Here is a 16,718-nt window from a genome sequence, read left to right on the forward strand (position 1 = left end):
CGGCCACTGTGTTAAGTCACAATCAGGGATTCAGGAAGCGCTCTCTGTCGTCTGGCGAAACGCCTGTGCAGCAGAGCATGTCGCACGCCCGTACCCATAAAAATGAGCGGCTTGAACCGCACGATGAACAACACGCACAACGCACTCGCAGAGGGAAGTACTATGAAAAAGAAGCTGCTAACCATGTCGGTTCTCGCCGCCATCAGTACGCAGGCCCAGGCATTTCAATTTGACACGTCCGAGGACTGGGAAATTCGCTGGGATAACACCTTCAAGGCGAATCTCATGTCTCGGGTCGACAAGCAGGACAAGGATGTTTACCTGGGCGGCCGCGGAAACAGCGCGACGGGAGCGGGTCTTGCGGATGATGCAACCCTGTCGGTGGATCGCAGCAATCTGGGTATTATCAGTACCCGCCTTGATGTTCTGTCGGAATTCGACGTGATCTGGAAGCAGGATTTCGGCTTCCGTATCAGCGCCTCGGGCTGGTACGACCACGCCTACAAGGATTCTGATCACCCCTCTGACCGCTTTCGCACCTGGGCATCTCCCAGTGTGGATCCCGGGGAGTACACTGACGAGGCGAAAGACCTGCACTACCTGGGTGGGGAAATCCTCGACGCATTTGTGTTCGGTAACTGGTTTATCGGCGATACCTCACTGGGCGTGCGCGCGGGGCGCCACACCATTTACTGGGGCAACAGCCTGCTGGCGACCGGCGCTATTGCCGGTGTGGGTGGCGCCATGGCGCCAGTAGATTTCATGAAGGCACTCTCGGTGCCCGGCTCTGAGGCCAAGGAACTGTTCCGCCCGACTGCAAAACTGTCTACCGTGTTCCAGGTGACTGACAACCTGACCCTGAACGCCTACTACAGCTTTGAGCACGAGCGTTACCGCCTGCCGGAAAGCGGCACCTATTTCAGCCCGGCGGAAGGCCTGACTGAGGACACCGAGTTTGCGACGGTGATAGCCGGCGAGCCCATCCGCGTTGGCATGCAGGTGAACAAAGACAAGCACGACAGCGACGAGTGGGGCTTCAATGCCCAGTACTGGGTGGATGCCTGGGCCCTGGAAACCAGCTTTATCTACCTGAACTACGTCGACAAGAACCTGCACGGCCTGCACTCCGGTTTTGACACCGGGCAATTGGCTTACACTCTGGCACCCAGCACGCCGGCTGCGGCTGGACTGTTAGCCGTCTGGAATGGCGGTTGCGCCGCGGGCGTGCTTGAGCCGTGTCCGCCGAACCCTCCCGTGATTGACCCCAACACCGGTACCGCGATTGTCGGTCAGGCTCGTTGGCTGTTCAAGGACGATATCGATCTGTATGCCATCTCCCTGGCCAAGGAGATTGGCGGCATCAGCTTTGGTGCCGACATCGTGTTGCGCAAGGACACTGGTTTGGCTCCCGACCTGGGCGCTTCCTTCAACCGTTTTTATGGGGCACCGGACGCCTTCGTAGACGCTATCCAGGGAACCCTTGGATTGGGTCACATCCCCGGCGAGTTTAGCGACTACGACTCCGGCAACTACCTGGGCCCCGTCGGTGATGTCTGGTCTGTGGTGATTAACGGCCTGGGCCTGCTCCAGAGCGGCGCGCTGTGGGACGGCGGCAGCTACATTTTGGAAGCGACTTTCCAGATGCTGGATGACTGTACTGAAAACTGTGAGTTGCTGGATTTCCGCGTCTACGAAGACCGCGTGGTCAGCACTATCGGCGGCGTGTTCAAGCCCACCTGGTACCAGGTGTATCCCGGCTGGGATCTCAGCGCGATCGCCGCCGTTTCCTACACGATTGATGGCGAGAAAAGCCCCTTCACCTTCGGTGGTGATGAAGAGCGTGGCAGCGGCAGCATCGGCCTGGAGCTTAGCATCGACCAGAAGTGGACGATTGATGCCCGTTACAACGCCTACTTCGGCCCGGTGGCCGCGGGTATTGGCGGGCTGTTGAAGGACAGGGACAACATCTCCATTACCGCAAAGCGAACCTTCTAAGATTGGTCTAGTCTGTTTGTATAACGATATCAATATCGTAAAGAGGAATTTATTATGATTTTCAAGAAAACTCTGGCTGCTCTCTGCCTCGGTAGCTTCGTCGCCGGTACTGCACTGGCGGCGGTTTCGCCGGAAGAGGCGGCCCGCCTGGGCAAGGACCTCACGCCCATGGGCGCAGAAGCCGCCGGCAATGCCGATGGCAGTATTCCGCCCTGGAACCCGGCGGGTACGCCCATCCCCGCAGACTTTGTACCAGGCTCAGACAACTATGTGGATGCCTACCCGGGAGAAGAGCCGCTTTATACCATTGATGTTAACAACTACATGGAGTATGCGGACGTATTGACCGAAGGCACCAAGGCGATCTTCGAGAAGTTGGGACCCGATGGTTTCAAAATGCATGTGTATCCCACCAAGCGCGACTTTGTAGTGCCTGATTGGGTTTATGAGAACTCCGCCAAGAACGCGACGGGTGCTACTCTGGAAGATGGTGGTCAGCGTATCGCCAACGCCTATCCGGGGGTGCCATTCCCTATTCCCCAGAGCGGCCTGGAAGTGTTGTGGAACCACCTGACTCGCTACCTTTCAGACCACACGGTAACTTACGATACCTACTATGTAAGCTCCAACGGGAAGCCGATTCTCTCGACTACCGGCTACATGGGCAACGTGTTGCCGATGTATAAGACTCCGGAAAAAGTGATGGATGACACGCCGTGGCTGAAATTGCGTATCAACTACAAGGCACCGGCTCGCCGCGCGGGCGAGATTCTGCTTGTACATGAACCGGGCGCCGACTTCACCCAGGGCAAGGGTCGCAAGGCCTGGCAGTATCTGACCGGCCAGCGTCGTGTTCGTCTGGCTCCCGCGGTTAACTTTGACACGCCAAACCCTGGTGTTGCAGGAACTTCTACCTACGATGACTCGTTTATCTTCAACGGCTCTCCGGAGCGTTTCGACTGGAAGTTGGTAGGCAAAAAGGAAATAATCGTGCCTTATTCAGCCTACGACTTCGTATTCCAGCAGGAACTGAAGGATACCCTGGGTGAAAAGTTCATTGACCCGGAAGTCATTCGTTGGGAAAAGCACCGCATGTGGATCGTGGAGGCCACCCTGAAAGAGGGTAACCGCCACCTGTACAGCAAACGTCGCTTCTACATTGACGAAGACAGCTGGGCCGGTTTGGCCGGCGAAAACTATGACGGGCAGGGCAACCTGTGGCGAGTCCAGTTTGCCTACGGGGCAAACCTGTATGACATCAAGTCAAACTACCACTTCGCCTACGGTGCCTATGACCTGGTACAGGGTATTTACAACCTGAACACCAAACCCTCGCCGGGTGGGTTCAAAAATGGCGTGGACCAGAACGACAGCTGGTTCTCGCCCAAGGGTATGGCGCGCGGCGGTGTACGCTAAATCAGCCTGAAGATAGGGGCGTTGCTCCAGCGACGCCCCTTTTTTTGCTTTACCTGTATCAGTAACCAATGGAATCAGTGCCATGGGAATAAGAAGATCGCTTGTTGCCCTGTGTGTCAGTCTCTTGCTGGCGCCCTGGGCGTCCGTCTCCGCACAGAAGTCTTACGATGTGCTTGAGCTCCCGGCGGTGCCCAGCGAACTGGCTGCAAAGTCGCTGGTGTTTGCCATCCACAAGTACCATGACCGTTACTTCGCGGTAGGCCATCACGGCCATATTCTTTATTCCGAGGATGGTGAAAACTGGAACCAGGCAGAGGTGCCGGTCCGCAGTTCACTGCTGGATATCCATTTCCCAACGCCAGAGCTGGGTTGGGCCGTGGGTCACGAGGGGGTGATCCTGCATTCCGCCGATGGCGGCCAGACCTGGGTCAAGCAGTATGACGGGCTGCGCTATGGCGAGGAAGGTCTGGCCTTTTACCGCAAAATGGCGGAAGAAAACCCCGACAACGAGGATTTCCCATTTCTGGTAGAGGAGATGGAGTTTGCCATTTCCCAGGGCGCGGATAAACCGCTGTTCAAGGTGCATTTTCACGATGGCGAATTCGGCCATGTGTTTGGCGCCTACGGCATGATCCTCAAGACCGAGGATGGCGGCCAGAACTGGCAACACGTGTTGCACACCACCGAGAACCATTCCTTCTATCACCTGTTCGACTTTGCCCATTTGTCCGGCGATGCACGCTTTTTCCTCAGTGGCGAAGCGGGCCTGTTCCTGATCGGTGACGCCCGCTCGGAAACTGCGGTACAGGTTGAGAGCGTGCCCTGGGAAGGCAGCTTCTTCACCAGCGCCGCCGCCCGGGACGGTGCGGTCGTCCTCGGTGGTTTGCGCGGTCGCATGTTCCGCACCGAAGACGAGGGCGAAAACTGGGAAGAGGTGCAAAAACCGCCGACCAGTTCAATCGTGGATTCTGCGGTACTCGACGATGGCAGGCTTGTTTTCGCTGGCATTGCCGGGGAATTGCTGGTGAGTTCAGACGCTGGGCGCTCGTTCAACTTCCTGCCCATTTCCGGCGGCGGCCGTATTTACACGGTGTCGCAGGGGCCCGTGGGTAGCCTGCTGGTAGGCGGGCCCGCCGGCATCAAAAAGCTGCAACTACCCCAGTAACAGATTCTTATCGGAGAGAAACCAATGGCGCACTCAGAACAGTCAGACCTTCCGGTAATTTCGGATCTGCAGAAGTTTGACTACGACTCAGGGACCTTTCTGGAACGCCTGGTATTCAACCACCGCGGCGTGGTTATGGCGATCTGCGCACTGTTGACCCTGGTGCTGGGTTATCAGGCCACCAAGATAGAGTTGAAGGCCGGATTTGAAAAGACCCTGCCCAAAGCGCACCAGTTTGTGATCAATTACCAGGCCAATCGCAATGAGTTGAAGGGGCTTGGCAACAACCTGCGGGTGGTTGTTGCAGTGAAAGAAGGCACTATCTTCACCAGCGAAAACCTCAAGTTTCTCGAGGAGGTAAATGATGCGATATTCTTTATACCCGGCGTAGACCGAAACGGGATGAAGTCCCTTTTTACCCCGAATACCCGTTGGCGGGTGGTGACTGAACAGGGGTTTGAAGGGGGGCCGGTCATTCCCGGGGACTTTGACGGCTCAGACCGCTCTATCGCCGAGGTGAAAAGGAATATTCTCCGGGCCGGCATCATGGGCGATCTGGTGGCGAACGACGAGAAGTCGGCCGCCATTATTATTCCGCTGTTGGACAAGAATCCGGAGACGGGTGAGCGGCTGGACTATTCGGAACTCAGCGAAAAGCTTGAAGACATCCGCGACCGCTTCACCGAGGGCAATCCCGACCGATCTATCCATATCATCGGTTTCGCCAAGCTGATCGGCGATCTCATCGATGGATTGTTCGCGGTGATGGCCTTTTTTGCCGTGGCGGTGATTATCGCCACCGCGCTGCTCTATTGGTACACCCGCTGCTTCCGTTCCACGGTTATGGTGATTTCCTGCACGCTGGTGGCGGTGGCCTGGCAGTTGGGCATCCTCTCAATGCTCGGTTATGAACTCGACCCCTTCTCCATTCTGGTGCCGTTCCTGGTCTTTGCCATCGGCGTGAGTCACGGGGCGCAGAAGCTCAACGGGGTACTGCAGGACATTGGCCGAGGAACTCACCGTTACATCGCCGCCCGTTACACCTTCCGGCGCCTGTTCCTGGCGGGGGTGACGGCCCTGCTGTCTGACGGTGTCGGGTTTGCGGTATTGATGATTATCCAGATCCAGGTCATTCAGGATCTTGCCGTCACCGCCAGTATCGGCGTGTTGGTACTGATTTTCACCAACCTGATCCTGATCCCGATTGTGCTGTCATACACCGGGGTGGGGAAAACCTGCGCCGAGCGGGCATCCCGCCCGGTCAAGAGTGCCGAGGAAATGCATCCCCTGTGGCGCTTCCTGCTGCTGTTCACCAAGCGTGGCCCGGCAGCGGCTGCCATTATGGTCAGCGTGGTGTTGGCCGGGGTGGGAATTTATGTTGCCCAGGACCTGCAAATCGGTGACCTGGACAAAGGGGCGCCGGAATTGCGACCCGATTCCCGTTACAACAAGGATGTGGCCTTCATGATCGAGAATTACTCGGTCAGTACCGACGTCTTCGCCATCATCGTCAAGACCGAACCCGACGGCTGTATTGACCTGGAAGGGTTGAGCCTGGCTAATGAACTGGAATGGCGGCTGCGCCAGTTGGAGGGGGTAGAGGACGTTCGAGGTCTCAACGTCCGCACCCGGGAAATCATGATGGGTATCAACGAGGGCTTCCCCAAGTGGCAGGCCCTGTTCCGGAACCAGGATACGGTCAACTATGCGGTGAGCGAGCTGGTCACACTGGAGTATGTGGACCCAGCCTGTTCTATCTGGCCGATGCTGATCTACCTCGCGGACCACAAGGCAGCCACCCTCGAGCGGGTGGTAGATACACTTGATGAGTTCAATGCCGACTGGGGCGAGATCGACAAGATCGAGTTTATGGGCGCCGCCGGTAGCTCCGGTTTCGAAGCCGCTACCAACATCGTGGTCAAGAAGGCTAACCGGGAAATGCTGTTCTACGTGTATGGTGCGGTGATCCTGCTGTGTATGCTGACATTCCGCTCTGTGCCGGGCGTGATCTGTGCGGTGCTGCCGCTGATGTTGACCTCGATTCTCTGTGAGGCGCTGATGGTCTGGCTGGGCATGGGCGTCAAGGTGGCGACGCTGCCTGTTATTGCGCTCGGGGTGGGTATCGGCGTGGACTACGCGCTGTACGTGTTGACGGTCATCCTGGCGAAAGAAAAGCAGGGTATGGATCTGACTACGGCGTACTACGAAACACTTAACTTTACCGGCCGTGTGGTCGCCCTGATTGGTGTCACCCTGGCTGCAGGTGTCATCACCTGGGCCATGTCGCCGATCAAGTTCCAGGCGGACATGGGCATCCTGCTCACCTTCATGTTCATCTGGAATATGTTCGGTGCCTTGATTCTGATGCCTGCACTGGCCTGCTTCCTCATTAAACCGAAACCCGAGGCCGCGAGCGCCTGATCCGGGTTTGGGCCGCAACTGCACGCGAGGCGACCACCGGGAGGCACCTGTTGGTCGCTTTTTTTTCCCTGGAGGAATTGATGAAGCCTTCCCGCTACCTGCTGCTTTCGGTCCTGGTGACGTTGCCCCTGCTGGCGGCCTGCAGTGCGACGACGATCGAGGATCAGCCCGCGAGTGAATTTTCCACGGCGGGTCTGCACGCTGCATCCGGTACCGGCTTTGACTCGGCCTATGTGTTGCCGGGGGCGAATTTGCCCGGTTATGGGCAGATCCGGTTTGAACCCTTCGATGTCAGTGGCGTGGATGTCAGTACCACCACGATGACAGGTACAACCCGTCGCGACTGGGAGATGACTGCCGAGAAAGAAAAAAAACTGATTGCGGCCTGGGCCGGGGCTACCGCCCACGCATTCCCGGATTACCCGAGGGAGGAGGGCGCAGGGAAATCGCTCAGGGTCGAGGCATCGCTGACCCGCTTAAGCCCGGGTCGGGCGGTCAATACAGCAGCGGGCACCCTGGGTTCTGCCTCCACTGCCAATCGGGATGTGGTCAATGTGTCCATTGAGATTCGCCTGTTCGATGCAGATTCCGGGCAGCTGCTCGCCCTGGTGCGGGACCGCCAGGCTGTTGGCGCCCTGCAGTGGACCCGGGCAGCGGGCACAGACATGACCAATCTGTTCAACGCCTGGGCAGCCCTGCTGCATACCCGGGTGTCCGGTCGCTGATGCTCAGTGAGCCGGCCGGCCGTGGCGCTCGGAGCCGAGGTTACCCTCGGCATGTGCCGATCCCGCATGTTCCTGCCAGATACTCAGGCCAAGTACCATTACCGCCAGTGAGAGTATGTAAGCCATGGTGATTTCCTCCAGTGCCGCCGGCGCTGTCCGCTCCGGCCTCAAGGTCAATCTAGGGATTGCTGCTATATTCTTCAAATGGAATAAATTCATTCATAAAATGAATTTAATTCATTTTATGGTTACCTGCGAGCCGTGAATGGATATTCGAGATCTCGGTAGGCTGGACCTCAACCTGCTGGTTGCCCTGGAGGCGCTGCTGGAGGAAAAATCTGTCTCCCGGGCAGCCCAGCGCCTGTACGTCACCCAATCAGCGATGAGCAAGACTCTCGGGCGATTGCGGGAATTGTTCGACGACCCGTTGTTCGTGCGCCGCGGGACGGGCATGGTCCCCACACCGAGGGCGGAACAGCTCGGCCTCCGCCTGCCGGAGGTGTTGCAGGCGGTGCAGGGCATGATCCAGCCCCTGGAGTTCGACCCGCGGGCTTATGAGGGCCAGATGAATCTATTGGTCCAGGGGCCGTTGGGGGCCTGGTTTGTTCCCGCGCTGGTGGCGAAACTGCAACACAGCGCCCCGGGAATGCGCCTGCGAATCTGTTCGCAATCAGATCAACTGTTCGAGCAGCTTGCCGTCGGCGGGCTGGATATGGCCTTGCAGATTGAACGGCGGCATTACCCGGCGGATATGGAGTTGACCACCCTGGCGTTTGCCCAGCCGGTGTTGATGGCGCGCAAGGGGCATCCGCTGGAAAATACGGAATTTACCTTTGACGATGTGACACGCTTCCCGCAGGTGTCACTGATGTCCACGGAGCTCGGAGAATTGCGCTTTAACGATAACGGCGCTGAACAGGTGGAGGAATATCAGCGACGCACCGAGGCCCAGGTGGAAACCGATGACCTGCAGACCGCGCTGCAGATCGTCCGGGAGACAGATTGCCTGTTTCCCGCGCCGCCCATGCTGATGGAACAGTTCAACCTGTCGCGTGACCTGGTGGCGCTACCCATCCCCGGGCTTGGTGACCTCAGTATCCGCTACGTGGCGGTACGGCCGCAGCGGGTACTGGGCTCTGCTGCCCATGAGTTCTTTTACCAGCAGATCATTGAGCTAACCGAGAAATTTCGCGCGCAAATGGGTCTGCTGAACCTGGAACAGCTGCGAGAGCAGCGACAACTGGACTACTGAAGCCCGGGGGCGACAGGCATTGCAAACATACCTTCCGCGAGATATGACGATTTGATGGGTGCGAAAACACCACAGCAACTGCTGGCATGCCTGTGGCTCTGCATGCTGCCGTCTTTTGTAGCCTACGGCCAGTCACCAGACGCAACCCTGGACGAGAGCCTGGAGCGAGTCGCCGAGACAAACCGCAGCGCGGCTGACTCGCAACGGAAAATCGATAGCCTGTCCCGGGAAACCCGCATACTGCTGGAAGAGTACCGCAGCCTCAGGGAGAGCAGTGAGTACCAGCAGGCCTTTACCCGGGAACTGGAGCAGTTGCAGGAATCCCAGGATGCACGCATCGAGTCCCTGAACAGGCAGATTGCCCAGGCCCGCATCACCCGCCAGCGGATCCTGCCGCTGATGCGCGCCATGGCAGATGCCCTGGAGCAGTTTGTATTACTGGATCTGCCGTTTCACCAGGAAGAACGGCTGGCGGGGGTATTGCAGCTCAAGCAGCGACTGGATCGCCCTGACCTGTCGGTGTCGGCCCGGTTTCGGCTGTTGCTGGAGGCCTATCAGATCGAACAGAACTACGGTACAACGCTGGAAGCCTGGCGGGGACCACTGTCGCTAGGCGGGGAAACCCGGTCCGTGGAATACCTGCGCCTGGGCCGCACGGCCTATTACTACCAGAGCCTGGATCGCCAGAGCAGCGCTTACTGGGACCCCGCAGGGCGCAGTTGGATAACCCTGTCGCCCGAACACAATCGGGCCCTGGCGCAGGCGATGCGCGTGGCTCGCAAACAGGCCGCCCCGCAATTACTCTCACTGCCGGTCATGGCCGGGGAGAGCGGATCATGAGACCAGGGCTACTGGCGCTGCTGGTTTGCTGTTGCTTCGTGGCGTTGAGCCACGCTCAGCCGCAGGTCCAGGACCTGGATCAGTTGCTGGCCAGGGTCAAGCAACAACAGGCAGAGCAACGACAAATCAATCGCCAGCGGGAGCAGGAATTTCTCGCTGACAAACGGCGGCAGCAACAGCTGCTGGCGCGGGCCAGGTCTGAATTCGAACGCCAGCAGCAGGAAAACGAGCCCCTGTTGGCCATCACCGATCGCAAGGCGGCGGAGATAAAGCGGCTGGAAGATGAGCTGGTCAAGGTCACAGTCGACATGGGTGATTTGAGCAGTACCTTCCGCGAGTTCGCCGGCGATTTCTCAGCCGTGCTCCGGGACTCCATGGTCAGCGCTCAGCTGCCGCAGCGACTGCCGCTGGTCGAGGCGCTGGCCGCGGCTGACCGCCAGGTGACCATTGAAGAGATTCAGCAGCTCTGGTTAGTGCTGCAGGAAGACATGACCGAAAGTGGTAAGGTCGCCCGCTTCCCGGCGCCGGTGATTGATACCAGCGGAGCCGTCCGTGAGGCCAGCGTCCTGCGGGTAGGGGTGTTCTCTGCCTGGCAGGACGGCGCATTTCTCCGTTACGTGCCCGAGACCGCGGAGTTGTTGACCCTGAGTCGACAGCCGCCGGGGCGTTTTCGGCTGGCGGCCCGCCAGTTTGCCGGGCAGGATGGCGGCCTGCACACGCTCGCTATCGACCCCACCCGCGGCAGTCTGCTGGGCGTGCTCAGTTTTACCCCGGATCTGAGAGAGCGACTGGAGCAGGGCGGCAGCATAGGGCTGATCATTCTCGTCCTGGGCCTGTTCGGCCTGCTGCTTACCCTGTGGCGCCTGGTTTACCTGCTGTTGGTGGATCGACGCATCCGCAGGCAGCTGTCAGAGATTGCCACGCCCAACGCCGATAACCCGTTGGGTCGCGTACTACTGGCTGTGCAGGGCCTGTCAACGGATGAGGATGAACTGCTGCAGCTCAAGCTGGATGAGGCCGTGCTGGCGGAGATTCCGGCACTGGAGCGAGGCAACGGTCTGATCAAGTTGTTCGCCGCGACCTCGCCCCTGTTGGGTCTGCTGGGCACGGTCACCGGCATGATACTCACCTTCCAGGCGATCAGCCTCTTTGGCACCGGCGATCCGAAACTGATGGCAGGGGGAATATCCCAGGCGCTGGTCACCACGGTACTGGGTCTGGTGGTGGCGATTCCGCTTCTGTTTGGCCACAGCGTGGTGGCTTACCTGGCTAAATCCACCATTCAGCGGCTGGACGAGCAGTGTGCCGGGGCGTTAGCCCGCAGCGCGGAAAGGGAGGCAGGCTGAGTCGTGGACAGCTGGGACCGGGTAACGGACTTTATTGCCCAGGGAGGGCCGGTGCTCTGGCTGCTCTTCTTCACCTGCCTGCTGCTGTGGATGCTGATACTCGAACGGGCGTGGTTCCTCCGAATCACCTGGCCAGCCAGGGCCCGATCGCTGGTCCGCCAGTGGCAGCAGCGGTCAGACTGTTATTCGTGGCGGGCCCGCAAGATTCGTGAGTCCCTCGTTTCCGAGGCGTCGCTGGCGCTGCATGCCCAGTTGGCGCTGATCCGGGTGCTGGTCGCGGTGTGTCCCCTGCTGGGCCTGCTCGGTACGGTGCTGGGAATGATTGGGGTGTTTGAGGTAATAGCCGCCAGCGGCAACGACGATGCCCAGGCCATGGCGCGCGGCGTATACCGTGCAACGATACCTACTATGGCGGGCCTGGTGGTCTCTCTCACCGGAATATACTTCACGGTGCGCCTCAGGCAAGTCGCCGATCGGCGCACCAGTCGCCTGGCCGACGCCCTGACCCTGCGGGCGGAGTCCGGCGCCGGAGGCACGCTATGACCGCCAGGCGTCATCTGCCAGACAGCGGTGAAGCCGAGCTGGACATGACACCGATGCTCGACATCGTGTTTATCATGCTGATCTTTTTTATTGTCACCACGTCGTTCGTCAAGGAATCCGGGGTGAGTGTTTCCAGCCCCCAGGCTGACTCCGCTACTCCGCAGCAGAGCGCCAATATTTTTATCGCCATTACCGCCGGTGGTGAAGTCTGGATAGATCGGCGTCCGGTGGATCAGCGCAGTGTGCGGGCCATTGTCGCCCGTTTGCACGCCGACAACCCGGAGGGCTCGGTGATCATCCAGGCCGATGAAGAGGCATCCACCCGCATGCTGGTGGAAGTGATGGACCAGGTGAGGCTGGCGGGCGTGGAGGGGATTGCCATAGCGGCGCAGCGGGGTGTGCAGTGACTCGCGCGCTGCCCCTTCGCCTGTTTCCGGCTTTTTTCGGCGCATTGGGCCTGACCCTGGCCATTTTTCTGTTCATGCAGGGGCTGATTCAGCGCAGCGAGGAAGGCAGTATTCGCCTGCCGGTTTATCAACGGGTGGAAATCCTGCAGCCGCCGCCGACAGCGGAAGAGCCGGAGGATAAACCGCAGCAGGAGGAGTCTCCGACTGATCAACCGCTGATGGACGCGTTGCAGCTAGCGACACCGGCGCCACAGCTGACGACGGAACTAACCATGCCGGTGCTGGACCCTGGTCTTCCCGAGATCGAGGTCCGGCCGGTCGGTTCCAGTTTCAGCGCCCCGCTCGGTGCCGCCGGCGTGAATATCCCCGGGGGTGGCCAGGACGCGCGGGGATTTGTGGAAGTGGTTCCCTTCAATACCCGTCGACCCAACGTCCCGGAGGTGGCCTGGCAGAATAAAATCAGCGGCTGGGTCCTGGTCGCCTTTACCGTGACGCCTCGTGGCGATACACGGGATGTACGGGTGCTGGATGCCAACCCCAGGGGTGTTTTTGAGGAGAAGGTCATTGCCGCCGTACAGGACTGGCAATACTCGGTAAGCTTCTCCCGCCAGTCCTCCGCCAACCTGGTTCTCACCCAGCGGGTGGAGGTGCGCTGGCAGGACTTTCCGAACAATCTCCCCAATGTCGACTAGGCTGCGTTATTTTCTGGCGGCCGTGTTGCTGTGCGCTGGTGTTTCGGCCGCTCTCGCCCAGGAGCAGGGCCAGTACCGGAGTAAAATCCAGCTGGATCCACTGGGTGAAATGGGCAAGGGCAGCGAAATGTCGGCTGCAGAGCTGGAGCGGCAAATCGACAGCATTGACGATCCTTACGCCAGGTCCAGCGCCGGTCGATTCCTCGCCCGTCATCATGTACAGCAAAAGGACTATTCGGCCGCAGCGAAATACTATCAGCAGGCGCTCGCTGCCGACGGGCTGTCGCCAGTGGCCAACCGGGAGATGTTGCGTGAGCTGGCCCAGGTTTACCTGCTTGACGAGGATTTTGCTGCAGCGGCAGGCGCACTGGAACGCGCGCTGGCCATAGACCTGTTGCCTGCGGCCGGAGACTTCCTGCTGCTGGCACAGGCCCATTACCGGCAGGGTGATTATGTGGGCGCGGTCGCTGCCCTGGACGGTATTGGCGCCAACGGCTTGCGCCTTGAAACCGGCCAGTTGCGGCAGGCACTGGCCCTGTATTACCGCACTGGCGCATTCGAGCAGTGTGAGGACATTCTGCAGCAGCTGTTGACAGTAGAACCGGGCAATGCGGATAACTGGCATCTGCTGGTGTCGGTCTACCTGCAACAGAACAAACGGCGCCAGGCCCTGGACCAACTGGTGCTGGCTCGGGAAAACAAGGTGTCCTTCAGCATCGAGCAGTTGCAATTGCTGGTGGACCTGCAGGCGCTTGACGGTAACCCCTACGGTGCCGCGCAGACGCTGCAGCAGGCGATGGAACAGGGTGAGGTGCCAGTCGAGGCTGCCAGCCAGCGAAAGTTGTTTGAATTGTGGTTGCAGGCCAGGGAACGGGACAGGGCGCTGACTGCCCTGGAGCAGGCCGTTAGCAGCAGCGGTGATCCCGAACTCTACCTGTACCTGGCCCAGCTGCAGATGGAGGACGAGCGTTGGGCCGCGATGGAAAAGACCTTGCTCCAGGCCTGTAGTGACCAGCTTGAGGACCGGTATGTCAGCAGGGCCAATCTGCTGTTGGGGCTGGCACTACTCAAGCAGCGCCGAGAAGCAGCCGCCAGGCGGGCTTTTATCAACGCTACGCTGGTGGGCGGCGCGCAAGCCCAGGCCGCGCAGTGGCTGAAGTTTATGGGCGCAGCGCCGGCGACCGAGGCCGAACTGCGGCGGGTGCGGGGCCCCTGTTACGGTTCCGAAGGCAAGCGGGAGGAACCGGCCGCGGCGGTGGTGGTGCCCGCAGACCCGGTAGCGGCCGTAACGGACACGGCGACGACTGAACCCTGGCTGGATATCGAGATCAAGACGGTCCCTGCCACCCGGTTTTTCTACAGCGCTGAGGGGGGGGATTTGCCGGCGCTGTTGGGTCGTGTGCGGGACCTGGGGCCGCGCCTCAACGTCAGCCTGGTAAAAGCCGGTGGAACTGCGGGTGGACCCTTACATGTACTCGCTGTGCCGGGAGGACAATACGGCCTCGCCTTGCCACTGCGTGGCACGGCCCAGCCCCGCGGCCGTTACCGACTTTATAACAGCGCTCCGTTCAAGTGCGGATCAATTACCCTGCGGGAGAAAATCGCCAATCCGGCTGAGTTGCTGGACCAGTTTACTGCCGGGCTGGTGGCGTTGGGCTATGAGCCTACCGGGGAAATTCGCGTCTTGCTGCGAGCCGGAGAGCCTGCCTCCCATGAACTACAGCTGGGGATACAGTAGGTTAACACTGCTCAGGGGTTAAGTTGCCTGACCAACTGCCTGGCAGACAATATTGCACCGTCGATGTAGCTGATGTCCTGGCAATCACCGATACGATGCACCTGGGCGTCCACTGGACCCAGGGCGTCAGCGAGACGGCTGTCGCCCTCGGCGCCCATGGCGATGATGACCTGTTTTGCCGGCAGTGACAGTGGTTCGCCTTTATGCTCAAAAACCACCGTGTCGCGGGTGATTTCCCGGATCGGGCTGTCGCGATGGATGTCGACCCCCTGTTCGCGCAGCAGGTGCAGTACGCGGGCCCTGCGGACAATGGCAAGCTCGGCCCCCAGGTCGGGCCCGGGTTCGACCACGCTGACCTTACGGCCCCGTTCGACCAGGTATTCGGCCAGTTCCAGGCCGACCAGGCCGCCGCCGATAATGACGACCTGATCCGCCAGCGGCATCCAGAGTCTGGAAGCGAAGCGCATCAGCGGTATGCTGCGCAGGGCATGGCTGACTCTGCCCGCCCACAGCATCATGCGGGCGAACACGGACAGTTTGGCGGCAGCCTTCTTGTCGGTGCCGAATAACACGCCCCTTAACTCGTCACCGTCAAATACGTGACGCTGGTTCTTCCCCGGGATATCAGGGGCGCGGCGTATTGCACCGGTGGCCAGTATCACATGGTCTGCCCCGAACTGCCTGATGTCATCCGCGCTGGCATTTGTTCCCAGTCGCAGGTCAATCGGCAGGCGATGCATTTCTGCCGCCAGATAGCTGATCAGGCGTTCATTGGGCTCGTAGGCAAGGGCGGCGATCCGGGCGGTGCCGCCGAGATCTTTCTCCTTCTCCCACAGGCTCACATCATGCCCCTGTTCCGCCAGCATACGCGCCGCTTCCATGCCCCCGGGACCACCTCCAATGACAAGCACACGTTGTACGGTTCCACTGCGGGCGAGGATGTCGCCTTCATACTCCCGGCCCATGCTGTGGTTGACCGCGCAGACCATCGGTTGGTTGATGAAAATCTGGCTGACGCAGATATAGCAATAAATACAGGGACGCACCCGCTCGGGAGTGCGCGCGATCAGTTTATTCGGTAGATCCGGGTCAGCCAGCAGTTTGCGGCCCATGGCCAGAAAATCGAAATCGCCATTGGCAATATGCCTGTCCGCTGCTTCGGCCTCTATGCGTCCAACCCCGATAACCGGAATGTTCACCGAGGCCTTTACCCGGCGGGTGAAGTCAACAAAACCACCCGGTTGGTGTACCAGCGGTGCCTCGGTAAAGGCGATGGCATGGGCAACGTTGCCGTAGGCACTGACATCGATGCAGTCTGCACCGGCCGCCTCGCACAGTCTCGCGGTCACCACGCAATCATCCGGTGTGATACCGCCATCGGTGCGGTACTCCTTCCCGTCCAGGCGCACCAGGATGGCAAAATCGGGACCCGTGGCAGCTCGCGTGGCGCTGATGATGTCGGTGAGAAAGCGCGCCCGGTTTTCGCGCGAACCGCCGTAGCAGTCTTCCCGCTTATTGATATAGGGCGACAGGAACGTGGCCAGCAGGTAACCATGGCCGGCATGGAGTTCGATGCCGTCGAAACCGGCCTTTTTTGCCCGCAGTGCGGCATCCCGGAACTCGGCGACGATGGTGGCAATGTCGTCGATGCCCATTTCCTGATACTGCGGTCCCTTGCCGTCCGGGCCTGCGGCCTTGATAAAGTTGCCGATCTCCTGCCGGGTGAGCACATGGAACATATCACTGGCAGAAGGCGTGAGCGGCGAGGGCACCGGAATAGGGCGGCCGGCAGCGGTGTCCTCCTGGGCCATTTTCCCGCCATGATTGAGTTGCGCCACGATTTTGGCCCCGTGCTGTTTGACCCGGGAAGCGAGCTCGGTCAGGCCGGGAATGAACTGATCACCGGAGAATGCCACGGTGTTGGGCATGGTGGAGCCGCGGGGAAAACAGGCGGCGGAGGTCTCCAGGACCAGCAGGCCGGCGCCACCCCGCGCACGCGCCTCGTAATAGGCCATCAGTCGCTCGGTGCAATAGCCGTCTTCACTGGCGAAGTTTGATCCCATTGCCGCCAGCACAATGCGATTGCGCAATGCCATCGGGCCAATTTCACCCGGGGATAGCAGGTGCCTGAGTGCTGCGGACATGTTACCGCCTCCAACATTGATCAGCGAATCATCA

At 59.9% G+C, this 16,718-nt stretch carries 14 protein-coding genes; 12 read left to right on the plus strand and 2 right to left on the minus strand.

The genetic code is table 11. The features are described from left to right. The first annotated feature begins 162 nt into the window (after positions 1–162). The 5 genes from E2F43_RS09055 to E2F43_RS09075 all read left to right on the plus strand — a co-directional run bounded on the left by E2F43_RS09055 (position 163) and on the right by E2F43_RS09075 (position 7,722). Positions 163–1,995, plus strand: coding sequence for a DUF1302 domain-containing protein (locus E2F43_RS09055; RefSeq protein WP_165954253.1), 1,833 nt, complete (start codon positions 163–165; stop codon positions 1,993–1,995). A 54-nt stretch (positions 1,996–2,049) separates the two neighbouring features. Beyond that, positions 2,050–3,411 (plus strand): DUF1329 domain-containing protein, encoded by a 1,362-nt coding sequence (locus E2F43_RS09060; RefSeq protein ID WP_133211849.1) that lies wholly within the window; start codon positions 2,050–2,052, stop codon positions 3,409–3,411. Positions 3,412–3,493: 82 nt separating this feature from the next. Continuing rightward, a complete protein-coding gene (locus tag E2F43_RS09065; protein ID WP_133211851.1) occupies positions 3,494–4,576 on the plus strand; it encodes a WD40/YVTN/BNR-like repeat-containing protein in 1,083 nt (360 codons plus the stop codon). Positions 4,577–4,600: 24 nt separating this feature from the next. Next, a complete protein-coding gene (locus E2F43_RS09070; RefSeq protein WP_133211853.1) occupies positions 4,601–6,997 on the plus strand; it encodes an efflux RND transporter permease subunit in 2,397 nt (798 codons plus the stop codon). A gap of 80 nt (positions 6,998–7,077) precedes the next feature. After that, on the plus strand, positions 7,078–7,722 hold the full coding sequence (locus E2F43_RS09075) for a DUF3313 family protein (RefSeq protein ID WP_133211855.1): 645 nt from the start codon (positions 7,078–7,080) through the stop codon (positions 7,720–7,722). Positions 7,723–7,725: 3 nt separating this feature from the next. Here the strand turns inward: E2F43_RS09075 and E2F43_RS19405 are convergent, their stop codons facing one another. Continuing rightward, positions 7,726–7,848 (minus strand): hypothetical protein, encoded by a 123-nt coding sequence (locus E2F43_RS19405; RefSeq protein WP_275259601.1) that lies wholly within the window; start codon positions 7,846–7,848, stop codon positions 7,726–7,728. A 139-nt stretch (positions 7,849–7,987) separates the two neighbouring features. Here E2F43_RS19405 and E2F43_RS09080 point away from each other — a divergent pair, with 139 nt between their 5' ends. Genes E2F43_RS09080 through E2F43_RS09110 form a run of 7 tightly spaced genes read left to right on the plus strand, consistent with a single transcriptional unit; the run spans position 7,988 to position 14,540 of the window. Next, entirely contained in the window at positions 7,988–8,974 is a 987-nt protein-coding gene (locus tag E2F43_RS09080; RefSeq protein WP_133211857.1) for a LysR family transcriptional regulator, read from the plus strand. A 54-nt stretch (positions 8,975–9,028) separates the two neighbouring features. Continuing rightward, a complete protein-coding gene (locus tag E2F43_RS09085) occupies positions 9,029–9,814 on the plus strand; it encodes a DUF3450 domain-containing protein (protein WP_133211859.1) in 786 nt (261 codons plus the stop codon). Further along, positions 9,811–11,160 (plus strand): MotA/TolQ/ExbB proton channel family protein, encoded by a 1,350-nt coding sequence (locus tag E2F43_RS09090; RefSeq protein ID WP_133211861.1) that lies wholly within the window; start codon positions 9,811–9,813, stop codon positions 11,158–11,160. The genes E2F43_RS09085 and E2F43_RS09090 overlap by 4 nt, the downstream gene beginning before the upstream one ends. Positions 11,161–11,163: 3 nt before the next feature. Further along, entirely contained in the window at positions 11,164–11,703 is a 540-nt protein-coding gene (locus E2F43_RS09095) for a MotA/TolQ/ExbB proton channel family protein (RefSeq protein ID WP_238946826.1), read from the plus strand. After that, positions 11,700–12,110: an ExbD/TolR family protein gene (locus E2F43_RS09100; RefSeq protein WP_133211863.1), complete on the plus strand. Its 411-nt coding sequence runs from the start codon at positions 11,700–11,702 to the stop codon at positions 12,108–12,110. Before E2F43_RS09095 ends, E2F43_RS09100 begins: the two co-directional genes overlap by 4 nt. Then, positions 12,107–12,802 carry a TonB family protein gene (locus E2F43_RS09105; RefSeq protein ID WP_133211865.1) on the plus strand — a complete coding sequence of 232 codons (696 nt, stop codon included), beginning with the start codon at positions 12,107–12,109 and terminating at the stop codon, positions 12,800–12,802. Before E2F43_RS09100 ends, E2F43_RS09105 begins: the two co-directional genes overlap by 4 nt. Then, entirely contained in the window at positions 12,792–14,540 is a 1,749-nt protein-coding gene (locus tag E2F43_RS09110; protein WP_133211867.1) for a tetratricopeptide repeat protein, read from the plus strand. The genes E2F43_RS09105 and E2F43_RS09110 overlap by 11 nt, the downstream gene beginning before the upstream one ends. Before the next feature lie 11 nt (positions 14,541–14,551). Here the strand turns inward: E2F43_RS09110 and E2F43_RS09115 are convergent, their stop codons facing one another. After that, positions 14,552–16,684 (minus strand): oxidoreductase, encoded by a 2,133-nt coding sequence (locus E2F43_RS09115; protein ID WP_133211869.1) that lies wholly within the window; start codon positions 16,682–16,684, stop codon positions 14,552–14,554. Between the last annotated feature and the right edge of the window lie 34 nt (positions 16,685–16,718).

This window comes from Seongchinamella unica (genome assembly GCF_004354085.1).
Classification (GTDB): domain Bacteria; phylum Pseudomonadota; class Gammaproteobacteria; order Pseudomonadales; family Halieaceae; genus Halioglobus; species Halioglobus unicus.

What these genes read in the sequence shown, in the direction of transcription:
- E2F43_RS09085 (WP_133211859.1), top strand. Translation starts at nt 9,029, where the DNA reads ATGGGTGCGAAAACACCACAGCAACTGCTGGCATGCCTGTGGCTCTGC.
- E2F43_RS09080 (WP_133211857.1), top strand. Translation starts at nt 7,988, where the DNA reads ATGGATATTCGAGATCTCGGTAGGCTGGACCTCAACCTGCTGGTTGCC.
- E2F43_RS09115 (WP_133211869.1), bottom strand. Translation starts at nt 16,684, where the DNA reads ATGTCCGCAGCACTCAGGCACCTGCTATCCCCGGGTGAAATTGGCCCG.
- E2F43_RS09060 (WP_133211849.1), top strand. Translation starts at nt 2,050, where the DNA reads ATGATTTTCAAGAAAACTCTGGCTGCTCTCTGCCTCGGTAGCTTCGTC.
- E2F43_RS09055 (WP_165954253.1), top strand. Translation starts at nt 163, where the DNA reads ATGAAAAAGAAGCTGCTAACCATGTCGGTTCTCGCCGCCATCAGTACG.
- E2F43_RS09070 (WP_133211853.1), top strand. Translation starts at nt 4,601, where the DNA reads ATGGCGCACTCAGAACAGTCAGACCTTCCGGTAATTTCGGATCTGCAG.
- E2F43_RS09075 (WP_133211855.1), top strand. Translation starts at nt 7,078, where the DNA reads ATGAAGCCTTCCCGCTACCTGCTGCTTTCGGTCCTGGTGACGTTGCCC.
- E2F43_RS09110 (WP_133211867.1), top strand. Translation starts at nt 12,792, where the DNA reads ATGTCGACTAGGCTGCGTTATTTTCTGGCGGCCGTGTTGCTGTGCGCT.
- E2F43_RS09100 (WP_133211863.1), top strand. Translation starts at nt 11,700, where the DNA reads ATGACCGCCAGGCGTCATCTGCCAGACAGCGGTGAAGCCGAGCTGGAC.
- E2F43_RS09065 (WP_133211851.1), top strand. Translation starts at nt 3,494, where the DNA reads ATGGGAATAAGAAGATCGCTTGTTGCCCTGTGTGTCAGTCTCTTGCTG.
- E2F43_RS19405 (WP_275259601.1), bottom strand. Translation starts at nt 7,848, where the DNA reads ATGGCTTACATACTCTCACTGGCGGTAATGGTACTTGGCCTGAGTATC.
- E2F43_RS09090 (WP_133211861.1), top strand. Translation starts at nt 9,811, where the DNA reads ATGAGACCAGGGCTACTGGCGCTGCTGGTTTGCTGTTGCTTCGTGGCG.